Source organism: Vibrio sp. sp1, assembly GCF_016920955.1.
GTDB lineage: Bacteria > Pseudomonadota > Gammaproteobacteria > Enterobacterales > Vibrionaceae > Vibrio > Vibrio alginolyticus.
On the sequence record NZ_CP060590.1, the window covers coordinates 1534351 to 1551816 of the forward strand.

General features: G+C 48.0%; 15 protein-coding genes. 9 read left to right on the forward strand and 6 right to left on the reverse strand.

Going from position 1 to position 17466, the window contains the following annotated elements; genetic code table 11:
- Positions 1 to 9: 9 nt before the first annotated feature.
- From H9L11_RS22215 to H9L11_RS22230, 4 genes are all read right to left on the reverse strand, one after another.
- On the reverse strand, positions 10 to 786 hold the full coding sequence (locus H9L11_RS22215) for an enoyl-CoA hydratase (protein ID WP_005382662.1): 777 nt from the start codon (positions 784 to 786) through the stop codon (positions 10 to 12).
- Between the two features lie 49 nt (positions 787 to 835).
- Entirely contained in the window at positions 836 to 1990 is a 1155-nt protein-coding gene (locus tag H9L11_RS22220; RefSeq protein ID WP_205391206.1) for an acyl-CoA dehydrogenase family protein, read from the reverse strand.
- Positions 1991 to 2085: 95 nt separating this feature from the next.
- Positions 2086 to 3579, reverse strand: a complete 1494-nt coding sequence (locus H9L11_RS22225) for a CoA-acylating methylmalonate-semialdehyde dehydrogenase (RefSeq protein WP_053304725.1) — start codon at positions 3577 to 3579, stop codon at positions 2086 to 2088.
- A gap of 70 nt (positions 3580 to 3649) precedes the next feature.
- Positions 3650 to 4828, reverse strand: a complete 1179-nt coding sequence (locus H9L11_RS22230; protein ID WP_033906446.1) for a thiolase family protein — start codon at positions 4826 to 4828, stop codon at positions 3650 to 3652.
- A 209-nt stretch (positions 4829 to 5037) separates the two neighbouring features.
- Between H9L11_RS22230 and H9L11_RS22235 the strand changes: the two genes are divergently transcribed.
- The 7 genes from H9L11_RS22235 to H9L11_RS22265 all read left to right on the forward strand — a co-directional run bounded on the left by H9L11_RS22235 (position 5038) and on the right by H9L11_RS22265 (position 12667).
- Positions 5038 to 5424: a MerR family DNA-binding transcriptional regulator gene (locus tag H9L11_RS22235; protein ID WP_005373242.1), complete on the forward strand. Its 387-nt coding sequence runs from the start codon at positions 5038 to 5040 to the stop codon at positions 5422 to 5424.
- A 45-nt stretch (positions 5425 to 5469) separates the two neighbouring features.
- A complete protein-coding gene (locus tag H9L11_RS22240) occupies positions 5470 to 6639 on the forward strand; it encodes an isovaleryl-CoA dehydrogenase (protein WP_033906445.1) in 1170 nt (389 codons plus the stop codon).
- Between the two features lie 115 nt (positions 6640 to 6754).
- A complete protein-coding gene (locus H9L11_RS22245; RefSeq protein WP_033906444.1) occupies positions 6755 to 8362 on the forward strand; it encodes a carboxyl transferase domain-containing protein in 1608 nt (535 codons plus the stop codon).
- Between the two features lie 104 nt (positions 8363 to 8466).
- Positions 8467 to 9249, forward strand: coding sequence for an enoyl-CoA hydratase-related protein (locus H9L11_RS22250; protein ID WP_033906443.1), 783 nt, complete (start codon positions 8467 to 8469; stop codon positions 9247 to 9249).
- Positions 9242 to 11290, forward strand: coding sequence for an acetyl/propionyl/methylcrotonyl-CoA carboxylase subunit alpha (locus H9L11_RS22255; protein ID WP_205391207.1), 2049 nt, complete (start codon positions 9242 to 9244; stop codon positions 11288 to 11290). The genes H9L11_RS22250 and H9L11_RS22255 overlap by 8 nt, the downstream gene beginning before the upstream one ends.
- Positions 11271 to 12173 carry a hydroxymethylglutaryl-CoA lyase gene (locus H9L11_RS22260; protein WP_033906441.1) on the forward strand — a complete coding sequence of 301 codons (903 nt, stop codon included), beginning with the start codon at positions 11271 to 11273 and terminating at the stop codon, positions 12171 to 12173. The genes H9L11_RS22255 and H9L11_RS22260 overlap by 20 nt, the downstream gene beginning before the upstream one ends.
- A gap of 173 nt (positions 12174 to 12346) precedes the next feature.
- The gene (locus H9L11_RS22265) at positions 12347 to 12667 is read left to right on the forward strand and encodes a DUF1840 domain-containing protein (RefSeq protein WP_005373256.1); all 321 of its coding nucleotides are present in this window, start codon (positions 12347 to 12349) and stop codon (positions 12665 to 12667) included.
- A gap of 98 nt (positions 12668 to 12765) precedes the next feature.
- On the opposite strand, the gene H9L11_RS22270 is transcribed toward H9L11_RS22265, so the two are convergent.
- Positions 12766 to 13632, reverse strand: a complete 867-nt coding sequence (locus tag H9L11_RS22270; RefSeq protein ID WP_005463614.1) for a mechanosensitive ion channel domain-containing protein — start codon at positions 13630 to 13632, stop codon at positions 12766 to 12768.
- Between the two features lie 338 nt (positions 13633 to 13970).
- Between H9L11_RS22270 and H9L11_RS22275 the strand changes: the two genes are divergently transcribed.
- Positions 13971 to 14519, forward strand: coding sequence for a sugar O-acetyltransferase (locus H9L11_RS22275; RefSeq protein WP_033906440.1), 549 nt, complete (start codon positions 13971 to 13973; stop codon positions 14517 to 14519).
- 9 nt (positions 14520 to 14528) lie between these two features.
- Here H9L11_RS22275 and H9L11_RS22280 read toward each other — a convergent pair whose 3' ends face one another.
- Positions 14529 to 15962 (reverse strand): PLP-dependent aminotransferase family protein, encoded by a 1434-nt coding sequence (locus H9L11_RS22280; protein ID WP_205391426.1) that lies wholly within the window; start codon positions 15960 to 15962, stop codon positions 14529 to 14531.
- Positions 15963 to 16098: 136 nt separating this feature from the next.
- Here H9L11_RS22280 and H9L11_RS22285 point away from each other — a divergent pair, with 136 nt between their 5' ends.
- Positions 16099 to 17463 carry a cytochrome ubiquinol oxidase subunit I gene (locus H9L11_RS22285; protein WP_005373264.1) on the forward strand — a complete coding sequence of 455 codons (1365 nt, stop codon included), beginning with the start codon at positions 16099 to 16101 and terminating at the stop codon, positions 17461 to 17463.
- The last annotated feature ends 3 nt before the right edge of the window (positions 17464 to 17466 follow it).

Here is a 17466-nt window from a genome sequence, read left to right on the forward strand (position 1 = left end):
TGGCCTCCGCTAGCTGTTTGTCCATTGTGGCTTGCGCTTTTGCAAAAACGCATTCACACCCTCAGTCTGATCTTGTGTATTGAACAGCTGTAAAAACAGTTCACGCTCCAAAACCAATCCAGCTGCATGAGTTTGGCTGCGTCGACCTTGAATGAGCGTTTTGCACGCAGACACAGATTTCGGTGATTGACCTGCAACACGCTGTGCTAGCTCCATAGCCGCTTCGAGTGCTTGACCTTTCGCCACCACCTCTTCGACTAACCCAATTTTTTCCGCTCGCTCGGCCGTCACACGCTCGCCACACAGGATCATACGCTTCGCCCAACCTTCACCTACCAACGCGGTCAGGTTTTGCGTCCCGCCCGCACACGGCAACAAGCCTACCGATGCTTCAGGAAGTGCCATTTGTACTTGTTCTTCTGCGATACGAATGTCACACGCCATCGCCACTTCCAAACCGCCGCCCATCGCGTAACCATTAATTGCTGCGATGGAAACACCATCGAACGCAGACAGCGCTTCAAAGGCTTCACCAAATGCGAACGCCATATCTGCTGCTTGCGATTTATCGCCGGATGCAAAGTTGTTGAGATCCGCTCCAGCAGAAAAGAATTTCTCGCCTTCGCCTGTTAATACCAACGCATAAATGGAGCGATCATTACTGAGTTCAATCGCCAACTCTTTTAGCTGATTCAAAGATTCAAGCGTCCAGGTGTTTGCTGGCGGGTTACTAATCGTGAGCTTGGCAATGTGCGCTTCACGCTCTAGTTTGATTTGTGCCGTCATAATCTTTCAGTCCTTTTTAATTTCTTTAGGTAAGGCTGTGTCTCGCTGACTAAAGCAGCTCAACGCCTTCCGTTAGTAATCGTCTTGCGACGATCAGACGCATGATTTCGTTGGTACCTTCAAGAATTTGGTGAACACGAACGTCTCGGAAATAGCGCTCGACTGGATATTCTTTGATGTAGCCATAACCACCGTGAATTTGCAGCGCCTGATCGCAGACTTTAAAGCCCACATCAGTAGCAAAGCGTTTTGCCATGGCACAGTACGCACTTTTTTCTGCGTGCTGGGCATCGAGTTTAGCGGCAGCGAGTCGCACCATTTGACGCGCAGCGACCAGCTCAGTCGCCATATCAGCAAGCTTGAACTGCAACGCTTGAAATTGCGCCAGTGAACGGCCGAACTGTTTGCGTTCGTTCATGTATTGCTTGGCTTCGTTCAGTGCTTGTTGCGCAGTACCGACGGAACACGTGGCGATATTGATTCGACCGCCATCCAGACCAAGCATGGCGAACTTAAAGCCTTCTCCCTCTTCACCCAACAGATAGTCAGCCGGAATGCGGACATTTTCGAAGGTAATCATGCGAGTTGGCTGGCAGTTCCAACCCATTTTGGCTTCTTTTTTACCGTAGCTAATGCCTTCGCAATCAGCAGGAACAACGAATGCAGAAACGCCACTCGCTCCTTCACCACAGGAACGCGCCATCACGACTAATACATCTGTATCACCGGCACCCGAGATAAACACTTTTGCGCCATTGAGAACAAACTCATCGCCATCACGCACTGCGCTAGTCGTTAGAGAAGCGGCGTCAGAGCCGGCATTAGGTTCGGTTAAACAGTAGGAAGCGAGCTTTTCACCCGAAATTAGATCCGCGCTAAATTGCTGCGCCACTTCGGCTTTGGCAAAGCTGGTGATCATCCACGTCGCCATGTTGTGAATGGTCATAAACGCAGTAGTCGCGGTACAACCCATAGCCAACTGCTCGAAAATGATCGCCGCATCCAAACGAGATAACCCCAAGCCACCGTGCTCTGGTGGCGTGTAGATACTCAAAAAGCCCAGCTCACCCGCCTGACGCAGTACATCTTTAGGGAAGTGATGGTTTTCATCCCACTCGGCCGCGTGCGGCGCTAACATTTGGTCTGCAAACTGCTTTGCTACTTCGGCAAACGCGAGTTGATCTTCGTTTAATTCAAAATCCATCTTGAAGTCCTAAGGTCTAATTCGTTGCATTTGTATCCGAGCCAAGCCCTCTAAAAGGATGAAGGGCTTGGCTAGAGGTGTCGCTAATCCAGTAATTAGCTAAGTTGAATAGTCATGTTTGGACCGCTTGGAATGTCATCTTCAAACCAACGCGCGGTGACAGTTTTCGTCTCGGTGTAGAAGCGAACCGCTTGTTTACCGTAAGCATGCAGGTCGCCGTAGAAGCTGCCTTTCCACCCAGTAAATGAGAAAAATGGCAATGGCACCGGAATCGGCACGTTGATGCCTACGTTACCTACTTCGATATTGTGTTGATACTTTCTCGCGGCAGCGCCGTTCGCCGTAAAAATAGACGTACCATTACCAAAGCGGTTTGCATTGATCAGTTCAATCGCTTCATCTAGGTCATCCACTTCCATAGTTAACAGCACAGGCCCGAAAATTTCTTCCTGATAAATCGACATGTCTGTGGTCACGTTGGTAAACAGTGTTGGCCCCACCCAGTTACCGTTCGGAAAGCCAGGCACTTGGCAGTCTGTCCCGTCCAGAACACAATTCGCGCCTGACGCTTTGCCTTCATTAATCAGATTCACCACTCGCTGCTTCGCTTGAGGGCTAATCAGCGGACCATAACCAGCGGTTTCATCATCCCACGCGCCAGGCTGAACCTGAGCTAACGCCTCTTTAAGCTCTGGAATCCATTCTTTGGTTTCGCCGACAAATACGGCAACCGAAATAGCCATACAGCGTTGGCCTGCAGCACCAACTGACGCGCCAACTAGGTTATTGATGACTTGCTGTTTGTTTGCATCCGGCATGATGACCATGTGGTTCTTAGCACCTGCAAATGACTGCACGCGTTTCAGGTTGTCTGTACCTGTTTTGTAGATGTACTCACCAACGGGCACAGAGCCAACAAAAGAGATCGCACGAACAACTGGATCAGTCAGAATGCGGTCGACTTGCTCTTTGGTCCCGTGAACAACTTGCAATACGCCTTTTGGTGCGCCAGCTTGTTCAAACAGCTCCGCCAGTTTCATTGCCGTTAGTGGCACTTGCTCTGACGGCTTCAAAACAAAGGTGTTGCCACAAGCGATCGCCATCGGGAACATCCACAATGGGATCATCGCAGGGAAGTTAAACGGTGTAATGCCAGCACAAACGCCGAGCGGTTGAATGTAAGAGTAACCATCAATATTGGTCGCGACGTTCTCAACCGTTTCGCCCATCATTGAGCTACAAATGTTTGCAGCTTGCTCTACCACTTCAATTCCGCGCCAAATGTCACCCTTTGCATCCGCGAGGGTTTTGCCTGTCTCACTTGAAAGCAGTATCGCCAACTCATCGTGTTGCTCTTTTAACAGATGTTGGTAGCGCAACATCAATCTAGCACGCTCCGGCGCTGCAACTTCTTTCCAGCGTTTGAACGTTTCTGTTGCGCTGGCAATCGCCGCATTCATTTCCGATTCCGTGGCACAAGGTACTTGTGCAATCACTTCGTTGGTTGCCGGGTTGGTTACATCTAGCCATTGTTTTGAATCGGAGATGGCAAATTCACCACCGATATACTGCTTTACTTGTTCTGTCATGATGACATCCTTGTATTTTTCAGCTTGTTACTGACTACTGTTATGTAAGTGAAACTTTGTTGAGAGTGATTTAGCAGATTTCAATCGCGATAGCGGTAGCTTCGCCGCCGCCAATACAAAGCGATGCAACGCCACGCTTACCACCAGTTTGTTTTAGCGCATGAATCAAAGTGACAAGGATTCGATTGCCACTTGCGCCTATTGGATGCCCCAGCGCACAAGCCCCTCCGCGAGGGTTCACTTTGCTCTCGTTCAGTTCGAGAGCTTTCACCGCGTATTGAGTCACGACAGCAAAAGCTTCATTGATTTCCCAAAGGTCCACGTCTGATTTGTCCCAGCCCGTTTTTTCCAGCAGCGATTCAATCGCGAAGACTGGTGCGATGGTGAACTCATCAGGCTGTCTTGCATGCGTGCTGTACGCGACAATTTTGGCTAGAGGCTGAAGGTTTTCCTGACGACCAAACTCACTATCGACTAAGATCATTGCCGACGCACCATCCGAAATGGAACTAGAGTTTGCTGCGGTTACGCCGCCATCTTTGGCAAACGCAGGGCGTAAGGTAGGAATTTTAGTGACGTCGAGTTTGCTCGGTTGCTCATCATCTACAACCAAGGTTTCGCCGCGTCGACTTTTTACGTTAACGGGCACGATCTCTTCTTTGAACAAACCTTGTTCAATTGCTTGCTGCGCACGAGTCACCGACTGCTGCGCCCAGGCATCCATACTTTCACGGCTGAACTGATACTTTTGCGCCGTCTGTTCTGCAAAGACACCCATCAGCTCGCCTTGGTAGGCATCCTGCAAACCGTCATAAAACATGTGATCAAGCACTTGCTCGTGACCTAAACGGAAACCATCACGCGCTTTCTTTAATAGATAAGGAGAAGACGACATGTTTTCCATGCCACCAGCGATGACAGCATGCGCATTACCAGATTGAATAAGGTCATATGCCAGCATCACGGTTTTCATACCCGATCCACAAACTTTGTTCAGTGTCGTACAACCAATCGATTGTGGCATTTCAGCTTTAAGGCTTGCTTGTCTTGCAGGCGCTTGCCCCACACCGGCGGGTAAAACGCACCCCATCAACACTTCGTCTATTTTGTGCACATCGAGTTGGCTTTCGGCTAGCGCCCCTTGAATGGCTTTCGCACCGAGTTCCGTGACATCTGTTGAAGCTAATGCACCTTGAAAAGAGCCGATAGGCGTTCGCTTAGCGGCAACAATCCATGTTTCATTTTTCATTCCATTAACCTTTTGTTGACGTTTACGTCATAACTATACTAACATTTACGTTAACGTCAAGTTTGAGGTTATTGTTTGTTCGAGTGATTCTTTGATTTCGAGTAAATGCGAGTGATATCAAGGCTCAAGAGTGAATGTTGTTTGTTTACTTTAACGTTAACGAATTGTATATTCATGTAAATGTTATACGAAAGTCGTAAGGTTAAGGAATGAACACATTTAAGATCAGCGAGCTCGCGAAAGAGTTCGACATTACTACTCGAAGCATTCGCTTCTACGAAGATTTAGGTCTCCTAACTCCAGAACGTAAAGGCAACACTCGAATCTACAATGGTCGTGATCGAATTAGACTAAAACTGATTTTGCGAGGTAAGCGATTGGGCTTTTCTCTTGCAGATATCAAAGAGTTATTTGAACTCTACGATACCGATCAAAGTACTGAGCAGTTGAACTATATGATTCGGTTGATCGAAGAGAAGAAGGCAGCATTGCAACAGCAAGCAAACGACATTCAAGCGGTAATGATGGAGTTAAATGCTGCGCAGTTGCGATGCCAAAACACACTGAGATCCATGAAAGGCGAAAAAGTCACCTAACACCTCAACTCTGGGATGTAGGTGACGTAAAGGCAAGGACACGCAATGAAATCTACCTACTCTTCCCTGAACTTTGTTTATGACGAAAATACCGATTTGCTTCGCGAGCAAATCAATAGTTTTGCTGCAAGAGAAATTGCGCCGCTAGCGCAATCTATCGACCAAACTAACGACTTTCCAAACCATCTTTGGTCCAAATTAGGTGACATGGGTCTTTTAGGTGTGACCACCAGCGAACAGTTTGGTGGTGCAGGCATGGGCTATCTCGCCCACGTTATCGCTATGGAAGAAATCAGCCGAGCATCCGCTTCGGTTGCGTTAAGTTACGGCGCTCACTCCAACCTTTGCGTCAACCAAATCCACCGTAACGGCACACAAGCGCAAAAAGAGAAATACCTACCTAAGCTCATCTCCGGTGAACATATCGGCGCCCTTGCAATGAGTGAACCCGGCGCCGGCTCTGATGTGGTCTCTATGCAGCTTAAAGCCGAACGTAAAGGCGATATTTTCCTGCTAAACGGCAACAAAATGTGGATCACAAACGGCCCTGATGCACACACCTATGTTGTCTACGCAAAAACCGACCCAAGCCAGCACTCCAAAGGCATCACGGCATTTATTGTGGAACGCGGATTCCCTGGATTTACTCAAGCACAAAAACTCGACAAGTTGGGTATGCGCGGCTCGAATACGTGTGAGCTGGTCTTCCAAAACTGCGAAGTCCCTGCGGAAAATATTCTCGGCGAAGAAAACCAAGGCGTGAAAGTATTGATGAGCGGCCTCGACTACGAACGTGTGGTGCTTGCAGGCGGCCCACTTGGCATCATGCAGGCGTGTATGGATATCGTTGTGCCTTACATTCACGACCGTAAACAGTTCGGTAAATCCATCGGTGAATTCCAGCTAGTTCAAGCAAAAATCGCGGATATGTACACACAAATGAATGCCGCTAAAGCGTATGTTTACGCCGTCGCTGCCGCTTGTGATCGCGGTGAAACCACACGTAAAGATTCTGCTGGCGCGATCCTCTACAGCGCAGAGCTGGCAACCAAGATGGCACTGGATGCGATTCAACTACTTGGCGGTAACGGCTACATCAACGAGTTTGATACGGGCCGTTTGTTGCGAGATGCCAAGCTGTATGAAATCGGTGCGGGCACTTCAGAAATTCGCCGCATGCTTATTGGTCGCGAATTGTTTAACGAAAGCGCCTAATCATCATACCTAGGCGGTTCGAACTCGAAACAACTTCCTTATTCAATCTAAATCTTATTCAACCTAAATAAAGACGGGTGGTGACACCCGTCTACCGAATGGAGATCGGCTATTTATGGCTTGTTTGACGACCAATATTAATACCCATTCAGAGCAGTATCAGGAAAACTACCGCTCTATGGCGTCACTTGTAGATCAACTTTATACCGTGACTGCCCAAATAGAAGATGGTGGCGGTGAGAAAGCCCGCGAGCATCAGCAGAAGAAAGGCAAACTTCCGGTACGTGAGCGCATTCTTGCCCTACTCGACCCTAGTTCGTCCTTTCTAGAAATTGGTCAATTTGCTGGCTGGGATGTGTATCCAGATTACGTTCCATGTGCTGGAGTGGTTGCCGGTGTGGGTGTAATTGACGGCACCGAGTGTATGATCGTTGCCAACGACGTGACGGTAAAAGGCGGCAGTTACTACCCACTCACCGTGAAAAAGCACTTAAGAGCACAAGAAATTGCAGAAAAATGCCAACTGCCGTGTGTTTACTTAGTCGACTCTGGCGGCGCTAACCTACCCCGCCAAGATGAGGTATTCCCAGATAAAGACCATTTTGGCCGTATTTTCTACAACCAAGCCCGTATGTCGGCCAAAGGCATTCCACAAATTGCGGTGGTCATGGGGCTATGTACCGCTGGCGGCGCTTATGTTCCTGCCATGTGCGACGTATCCATCATAGTCAAAGAACAAGGCACGATTTTTTTGGCAGGTCCACCTCTTGTAAAAGCAGCGACAGGTGAAGAAGTCAGCGCGGAAGATCTTGGTGGCGCAGACGTTCACTGTCGCACCTCTGGCGTGGCGGACTATTACGCAGAAAATGATCACCACGCGTTAGAGTTGGCAAGACAAGCGGTTTCTCAAATTAACCACTTGAAACCCGTCCAACTCAAGCAAAAAACGCCACTGGAGCCGCGTTTTCCTGCCCAAGAGCTGTACGGCATCGTCGGAACCGATCTCAAAAAGCCGTTTGATGTTAAAGAGGTCATTGCCCGAATTGTTGATGATTCCCAGTTCGATGAATTTAAAGCCTTGTTCGGCGAAACCTTGGTCTGTGGCTTTGCCCATATTCACGGTATGCCGATTGGCATTGTCGCTAACAACGGCATTCTATTTTCGGAATCAGCACAAAAAGGCGCGCATTTTATTGAGCTGTGCGCACAACGCAAAATTCCTCTGCTCTTCTTACAGAACATCACGGGCTTTATGGTCGGTCAGAAGTACGAAGCCGAAGGCATCGCCAAACATGGTGCGAAAATGGTAACTGCTGTTGCGTGTGCAGACGTGCCGAAGTTTACCGTGGTTATTGGTGGCTCGTATGGCGCTGGGAACTACGGCATGTGTGGCCGCGCTTATGATCCAACCATGATGTGGATGTGGCCAAACGCGCGCATCTCCGTCATGGGTGGAGAGCAAGCGGCTGGCGTGATGGCGCAAGTGACCCGCGATATCAAAACTCGCAAAGGTGAAAGCTGGAGCGTAGAGGAAGAAGAAGCGTTCAAACGTCCAATTGCGGAGCAATATCAGACTCAAAGCCATGCATACTACGCCAGTGCACGCCTGTGGGACGACGGCATTATTGACCCTGCGAAAACCCGTGATGTTGTCGGCATTGCTCTGTCTGCTGCGCTTAATGCGCCAATACCAAACAGTAAATTTGGCATCTTCCGCATGTAGCCGGATGCAAGGCAAACCTTAACTCCTCGCGAATACCGATGTTTAAAAACTAATGGTTAGCGAGCATTGAAATACAGACTGAAATGTCAGACAAAGGAAGTCACATGACCGGACTACTGCTTGAAAAAGACAGCAATGGCGTTGCTTGGTTGAGCCTCAATCGACCAGAGAAACACAACGCGTTTAATGATGAATTAATTGCTTCACTTATCGAAACCTTGGAAAAACTTGAGAGAGACAACTCTCTACGTGCATTGGTACTAACGGCGCAAGGTAAACACTTTTCTGCGGGTGCGGATCTTGGCTGGATGCAGTCAATGGCCACCAAAACCGAGGGGGAAAATCTGCAAGATGCACAGCAGTTAGCGTTGCTCTTGCACAAACTGGATACCTTTAGCAAACCAACCATTGCTATGGTGCATGGCGCTGCATTTGGCGGCGCACTTGGGCTTATCTGCTGCTGCGATATCGCTATTGGTACACCTGAAAGCCGCTTCTGTTTGAGTGAAGTGAAGCTCGGTTTGTTACCCGCCACCATCGGACCTTACGTAATCCGAGCGATTGGACAACGACAAAACCGACGCTACTTTTTAACCGCGGAACTGATTGATGCCGAAACCGCGCTATCGATGAGTATTCTTCATCAGATAGACGCTCAACCACGTGAAGCCGTCAATCGCACCATTGATCACCTGCTCAACAACGGTCCACAAGCCATGCAGGCTGCAAAAGCACTTTGTTTACGCTGTGATAACCAACCTATCGATCATTCATTAATTGAATACACCAGCCAAGCTATTGCAACCGCTCGCGTGTCCAGTGAAGGACAAGAAGGACTAGCTGCATTTTTTGAAAAGCGCGCCGCCAATTGGAGGAATCATGTTTAAAAGAATACTGATCGCAAACCGCGGTGAAATTGCCTGCCGAATCATTAAAACCGCAAAAAGCATGGCTATCGAGACGGTAGCCGTCTATTCCGAAGCGGATCGCAGCAGCTTACATGTTAAACAAGCGGATTTCGCTGAATTCATTGGCCCCGCTCCTGCGAGTGAATCGTATCTCGATATCGATGCGATTATCGGCGCTGCGAAAAAATGGCAAGCCGATGCTATCCACCCTGGGTATGGTTTTCTTTCCGAGAACCCGAAACTAGCCAAAGCGTGCAGCGAAAATGGCATTGTCTTTATTGGCCCTTCCACCAGCGCAATTGAGGCGATGGGTTCGAAGTCGCAAGCCAAAGCCATCATGTCTGAGGCGAACGTGCCCTTGGTTCCCGGCTATCACGGCACAGACAACAGCGTAGAGCACTTATTAGCGGAAGCTGAAAAAATCGGTTACCCAGTGATGCTTAAAGCAACCCAAGGGGGTGGCGGTAAAGGCATGCGAGTAGTCAATAGCGCAGCCGAAATGCCGCTGGCCATCGACGGTGCGCAGCGTGAAGCACTTTCAAGCTTTGGCGACAAGCGGCTTCTAATCGAAAAATGCATATTGCAGCCTCGCCACGTTGAAGTTCAGGTATTTGCTGACCAACATGGCAACTGTGTCTATCTTTCTGATCGCGATTGCTCCATTCAACGCCGTCACCAAAAAGTTGTGGAGGAAGCACCAGCTCCCGGTCTTAGTGATGAACTGCGTAAACAAATGGGTGAAGCTGCGGTTCAGGCCGCTCAAGCGATCGACTATGTTGGCGCGGGCACGGTGGAGTTCTTACTCGATAGCCGAGGTCAATTCTACTTCATGGAGATGAATACCCGTCTGCAAGTTGAACACCCTGTCACTGAATTGATCACCAGCGTTGATTTGGTGGAGTGGCAATTCAAAGTTGCAGCTGGCGAGCATTTACCTATTTCGCAATCTGAAATCACCCACAACGGCCATTCAATTGAGCTGCGAATTTACGCAGAAGATACAGACAATGACTTTATGCCGTCGACTGGCCGCATTGACTACTTAAAAGAACCCGTATCAGACAGTAATGTGCGCCTAGCGTGCGTACGCGTTGATAGTGGTGTTACCCAAGGCGATAGCATCAGCGAATATTACGATCCAATGATCAGCAAACTGATCGTCTGGGGGCAAACTCGTGATATCGCGCTAAAGCAGCTTAAGCAGGCGTTAACTCAATATCACGTACGTGGAGTAACGACAAACATTGGTTATCTGCACAGTATTATTTCGCAGCCAGCCTTTGCCGAGATTGAGCTCGATACAGGTTTCCTCGTAACACATCAACAAGGCATAAATGAGCAGCAAGACGTGTCGGATTCAATCTGGCTTACATTGGCGGCGGTTGCTCACCGGAATGATCTCATTTCAAAATCAGACAGCTCAACGTTACCCGCGCCAACCAGACGAGGTTTTAGACTGTCAGTTGACAACGTTTACCGATTTAACTTCACGGATGCCAATGCCAACCATCAGGTACGTTTGCAACAATCATCGCAAGATACAGGATCTCACTTCACTGTCCGATGTGGTGAGGAGGTGCATCAGGTCATCCTGCTTGAAAGTGACAACCAGATTATCGTCGATATTGATAATGTGCGTTACACCTTTAATGCACTTAGCGATGAACAAAGAACAACACTATTTTATCTTGGTCAGCAGCGTACGTTCGCTCATCAACCTAACTTTGACTCTGCAAAAGATGTAGATGATGAACTAAGTCCAACCGCACCACTCAACGGCATAATTTCAGCAGTTATGGTGGCTAAAGGTGACGAAGTGGCGGCGGGCGATCCGCTTTTGGTACTCGAAGCAATGAAAATGGAATACACCATCACGGCTCCGGTCGCAGCAACAGTCGACGAATTGTTTTATCAGCACGGGGACCAAGTACAGCACGGTTCCATACTGCTGAATTTGTCTTTGATATCGGATAACGTCAGTGAAGATAAGGAGCGCGAATATGCTACCAGCGAAGGTTAATATCGTCGAAGTCGGCGCTCGTGATGGTCTGCAAAATGAAACGGCAGTGACGCTGGTTGATAAAATCCGTTTGATTAACCAACTAAGCAGCAGTGGCTTAAAGCATATTGAGGCGGGATCTTTCGTCTCTCCAAGGTGGGTGCCTCAAATGGCCGATTCCGATCAGGTGTTTGCTGGTATCTCAAAAAAGCCTGACGTGGTTTATAGCGCGCTCACACCAAATCTCGCAGGGTTAGAACGTGCGCTGGAAAGCAGTGTAAAGCGAATTGCGGTGTTTGGCTCCGCTTCAGAAACGTTCAGCCAGAAGAACATCAACTGCAGCATTACCGAAAGTCTCGCTCGATTTGAACCCGTTATCGAATTGGCGAACCAGCACAACATTCCTGTACGCGGGTACTTGTCTTGTACCATGGTGTGTCCATATGAGGGAGTAATCAAGCCAGAGCAAACTACCAAGGTCGCCAATACGTTGTTTGATATGGGATGTTATGAGATTTCGCTCGGTGATACTGTCGGTAAAGCAACGCCTAATCGCGTTATCGCCATGCTGGATTCGTTGTTAACGCTACTGCCAAAAGACGCGCTCGCAGTACATTTTCATGACACTTATGGACAAGCATTAGCCAATATCTACCAAGCCTTGTTAATGGGCATCAACACCATTGATAGCGCAGTAGCGGGGCTCGGCGGCTGCCCTTACGCGAAAGGAGCCAGTGGCAATGTTGCAACGGAAGATGTACTTTATCTGTGTGAGCAACTTGGGATTGAAACAGGCGTTGACCTTGGCGTCATCAATGAAGCGGGTTGGCAAATTTGCCGTGCGTTAGGAAAGTCTCCTGCTTCTAGGGTCGCATTGGCTCTAGGCGATCCGTATAGCTTGTAAATCATCAACAACCAATCAGGTAATGTATTTCAACGGGCATGCAGACGTACGTGCCCGTTTTTTGTTGTTACTCATAAAAACCTTAACGCTCAACGGTCTTCATCACATTAATTAGTGTCTGATTTCAGCTACAATTTAGTTTCAAACCGAACATATAAAACAGGATCAGGTAAATGCTCATAACATTTCGTTGTCGAAGCCACTCAAACGTCACAATGTTTGGTGATATTGCATTAGATATGCTCAAAATGATGGGTCACAGCGGCACGGTGCCGGGATCAATTTCCGCTCAAGATGTTCCTGACGCGCTATCAAGATTAACTTCTGCTCTATCTGCGAAAAATGCAGCTGAAGAAAACCTCCCTACTGATGTAGACGAAGAGGAAGAACAAGCAGAGCCCGCGGTAAGCCTAGGACGCAGAGCGTTTCCACTGATTGAGTTGCTAAAATCAGCAATCAAAGAAGAATGCGAAGTCATGTGGGACAACCAATAACGCCTTCAAACTGGTTTCTAGCGAGGTGAATCCATATTGTGACCGCCTCGCTATCACTACTCGAAGCCAAGATAAGGGCACCTACACCGCTTATCGCCCTATCCGTTTCTCTCCCTAGACAACTTGATTTCCCCATCAATGTGCACATCTCGTTGTGGAAACGCGATTTCAATACCGTGCTTTTCGAAAGCTTCATAGATTTCAAAACGTATGGCACTTGCGACCGATCGAATCCCGCCTTCAACCGTTGAGTTAATCCAAAAATAAGATTCGAAGATCAAAGCATTATCGCCAAAGTCTTGAAAAAACACGTCTGGAGCTGGCGAACTCAGAACTTGCGCTTGCTGCGAAGTCACCTCCGCCATTAAGGCAGCAACCTGTTTGACATCGCTCCCATACGCGACGCCGACGACGACCGAGCCACGGACTAATCTGTCGCATAACGTCCAGTTGATCACCACGTTCTCAATCAATTGACTGTTGGGAATGAGCATGTGAACGCCATCGGTTCGCCTGATTCGCGTTGAACGCGTATTTATTTGCTCGACAATGCCTTTGGCTCCCTCGACCTCTAAAAAGTCCCCAATTCGGATTGGCTTTTCACCAATCAAAATCCAGCCACTTATGAAGTTGTTAATGATGTTTTGTGCACCAAAACCGAAGCCGATAGCGATGGCACCAGACAGAAAGGCGAACGCGGTGATTGGCACATTGATCATCGAAAGTGTGGTCATAAAAATAATGGCGAGAGCGATGACAAATAATATCCGTTTAACCAAATGAATGACGTTTGGATCTTTCCCCGATGAGGACATTCTTGACGTAACGGTTTTGATTAAAATTTTGGACAACCATAAAGCGACAATCACCCATGTCGGCACCATCAATATCGCCCACAACGTGATAGGTTGTTCGTTAAAGGTAAACAGCGTTGTTTCTAAAAATGAAATGACCCGTTCGAACATAAAGTGCTCACTCTTGATTCATCGTTGCCAGCAAGCCAGAGCGCATAAGTCTTAAATTTTTAGGTCAATCGATAGCGCAAGCGACTCAATTAAGTTCTACTTATTAACTATATTGTAATCTACGTAAAACGCTTCGAGTGGTTTCCCGCTTTGGCTTCAACACGATTAAGCCATTTAAGGAGTACGTCTTTGTGTACTCAACGAGCCAATCAACCGACTGAATACGCAAGGCAAATCAGTGATAACTTTCTGATTTTTAAGCATCAAATTTTCACTTCGAATCACCTTCATTTATTATTATGCACCTTATTGCAAACAACATTGATGGAATGATTGTTATGTCAGAACTGACTCGGATGCGCTCTGGAGAAACCTATAATTGTCTGGATGAAGAACTAAAGCTGATGCGCGCCAAAACCGCGCAGCTTGTCTTCCAATTTAACCACGAGCCAAACCCAAGTATCCGTAGACAACTATTGGCGGAAATGGGCGTCCAATTAGAAAACAGCGCCTGTATAGAGCCACCGCTTCAACTTACCTACGGTTGTCACTTGTCCATCGGGGAAAACTCCTACATCAACTGGGATGCCATTATTCTGGACAATGGGCAGGTTAAGATTGGCGCGGACGTCATGATTGGGCCTAGAGTGCAAATTTACACAGCCGCTCATTCACTCGATACACAAAGACGCTTAGCCGGAGATGAGATCGCCAAACCGGTAAAAATCGGCAATAACGTTTGGATTGGTGGGGGCGCTATCATACTGCCAGGCGTGACCATTGGCGATGAGGCCGTCGTCGGCGCTGGCTCTGTCATAACCAAAGACGTTGCGCCGGGCGATCGAGTTGCTGGAAATCCCGCGCGCTCTATTAAACCAAAAAACTGAAGAAAGTCGCTATTTCGCCAAATGACAGCGAATAATGTTGGCAAGCAGATTGAGAGCATGGACGTATTTGTCATTGAGCTCAAAAGAAGCGTTAAGACGAATACAGTGATCGTATTGTTCTGTCAGGCTGAACATCTTTCCCGGTGCGATGCTGATATTATCTTTTAGCGCTTCTCGATATATCTGCAAGGCGTCGATATGCTTGGGAAGCTCTAACCAAATAAAGTACCCGCCGCTTTGGCTTAACACTTTGACTGCTTCAGGTAACAGCTCACTAAGCAGATCCGTCATCTTACTTTTACGTTCAAACAGCTTTTTCCGTAACTGCTTCAAATGCGATTCATAATTGCGGCTTGTTAAATAATGCACCAATGTCATTTGCACTGGTGCACTCGTCGCTAATGTACTCATTAGCTGTAACTTTTGTACCTCTAGCGCCCGCTTTCCCGCCGCAACCCAACCAATACGTAGCCCTGCGATTAATGATTTTGAAAACGAGGAGCACAACATGGCATTGCCCGTGTCATCAAACATTCTTAGTGGGTAGACCGAGTCATTCTCGGCATGCAGTTCGCTGTACACATCATCTTCAATCACTGGCACGTTATATCGCTGTGTCAGCTCAATCAGCTTTTGTTTTTTCTCGTTGGTGAGCGTAAAACCCAGAGGATTTTGGAAGTTCGACATCAGCCAACATGCTTTCACATCGTGTGTTTGCAGCGCTCGTTCCAATGAGTCTAGGTCAATGCCCGTGACTGGGTCTGTTCTTACTGAGAGCGCTTTCAAGCCTAACCGCTCTAAGGATTGCAAAGCACCATAAAATGCAGGCGACTCCACAACCACCCAATCTCCCGGTCTTGTGCAGGCTTGCAAACTGAGCGTTAACGCCTCCAGCGCGCCTGCCGTAATGACAATTTCATCGGGTGAAATTTCAATGCCTTTCGCAGCATAACGCTTCGCGATGATGGTGCGTAATTGTTCGTTTCCCGGCGGTAAGTTATCAAAGGTGGTGGAAATCGGCATATTGCGAGCGGCTGCGCTCATCGCCCGATTCACGTGATAGCGTGGATACAAACTTGGGTCTGGATAGGCAAAGCCAAAATTGATCATGGATGGATTTTTGCTCGCCTGCAGAACATCAAAGATAAACTCATTGATGTCTACCTGCTCTGTCCACGAAACTGCTGCTGGCGCTTGGGGTTCACTTGAACTCTTAATATTGGGCGCGACTCGATAACCAGAGCGCGGCTGTGACGTGACCCAGCCTTGAGATTCCAGAATTTGATACGCGTGCAACACCGTCATCAAGCTCAAACCCGAGTGTTCAGATTGGCGACGCAGCGAAGGCAGCTTGTCACCCGGATGCCATATCCCCGATTTTATCTGCCTTTTAAGCTGTTCCACTAACTCTTGATACTTCGCCAAACGCAAATCCCCTTCCATAAAGCCGAATTCAAAATAATAACACTTCAATATTTAATCTGTTATAGGTTTATAGTCACTGTCTGTACCTACTTCCCTCATTCCGCTCCTTTTAAAATAGCTCTCTCATAAAACTTAAAAGATCAAAGGAAGTTTAATGTTTGGCCTCGACGCATTTATGCTTGCACGGATACAGTTCGCCTTTACGGTATCCTTTCATATTATTTTCCCCGCTATCACCATAGGTTTGGCCACCTATCTCGCCGTGCTGGAAGGCTTATGGCTAAAAACACGTAATCCCGATTACCAAAAGCTCTATCACTTCTGGTCGAAAATTTTTGCGGTTAACTTTGGAATGGGTGTTGTATCTGGTCTTGTCATGGCTTATCAATTCGGCACCAACTGGAGTGGTTTCTCCGACTTCGCTGGTTCTATCACAGGCCCATTACTGACTTATGAAGTGTTAACGGCTTTCTTTCTCGAAGCCGGATTTCTTGGCGTAATGCTGTTTGGGTGGCGTCGCGTCGGCGAAAAGCTGCACTTTTTTGCAACCTCGATGGTGGCGTTAGGAACGATCATTTCGACGTTCTGGATTCTCGCCTCCAACAGTTGGATGCAAACGCCACAAGGCTATGAAATTGTCGACGGACGTGTGGTGCCAACCGACTGGTTTGCTATCGTTTTCAATCCTTCATTTCCTTATCGTTTGGCGCACATGAGCGTCGCGGCTTTCGTCAGTTCAGCACTCTTTGTAGGCGCGTCAGCCGCTTGGCATTTATTGAGAGGCAATCAATCGACTGCGGTAAAAACCATGTTTTCGATGTCGCTCGGGATCTTAGTGTTCCTTGCGCCACTCCAAGCCGTGATTGGCGATGTGCACGGGCTAAACACTCTGGAACACCAGCCCGCCAAAATCGCTGCCATCGAAGGACATTGGGATAACAGCGATGGCAAACCAACCCCATTGATATTGTTCGGCATGCCAAACATGGAACAAGAACGCACAGACTATGCCTTAGAAATTCCTGTTTTAGGAAGTTTGATCCTACGCCACAGTTTAACTGAGCCAATCCCGGCGCTGAAAGACTTCCCGAAAGAGGAACGACCGAACTCACCTATCGTCTTTTGGTCATTTCGAATCATGGTCGGGCTAGGACTTCTGATGATTTTTCAAAGCTTCTACAGCATATGGTTACGAAAAAAGAACACGCTTTATACTTCGCGTTGGTTCCTCAAGTTTTCATTGTTTATGGGGCCATCTGGTCTTATCGCAATACTCGCTGGCTGGTTTACGACAGAGGTTGGTCGGCAACCTTGGGTCGTGTATGGCGTACAAAAAACGCGTGATGCGGTTTCTGCACACGGAGACCTACAAATGAGCATCAGCCTGCTGTGTTTCCTTGTTGTATACAGCTTGGTATTTGGTTTTGGTTATTACTACATGATCCACCAAATCAAGAAAGGCCCCGATGCAATCGAACACGATGAGCACGACATGACGACCGTTTCAGGTCGCATTTAGAAT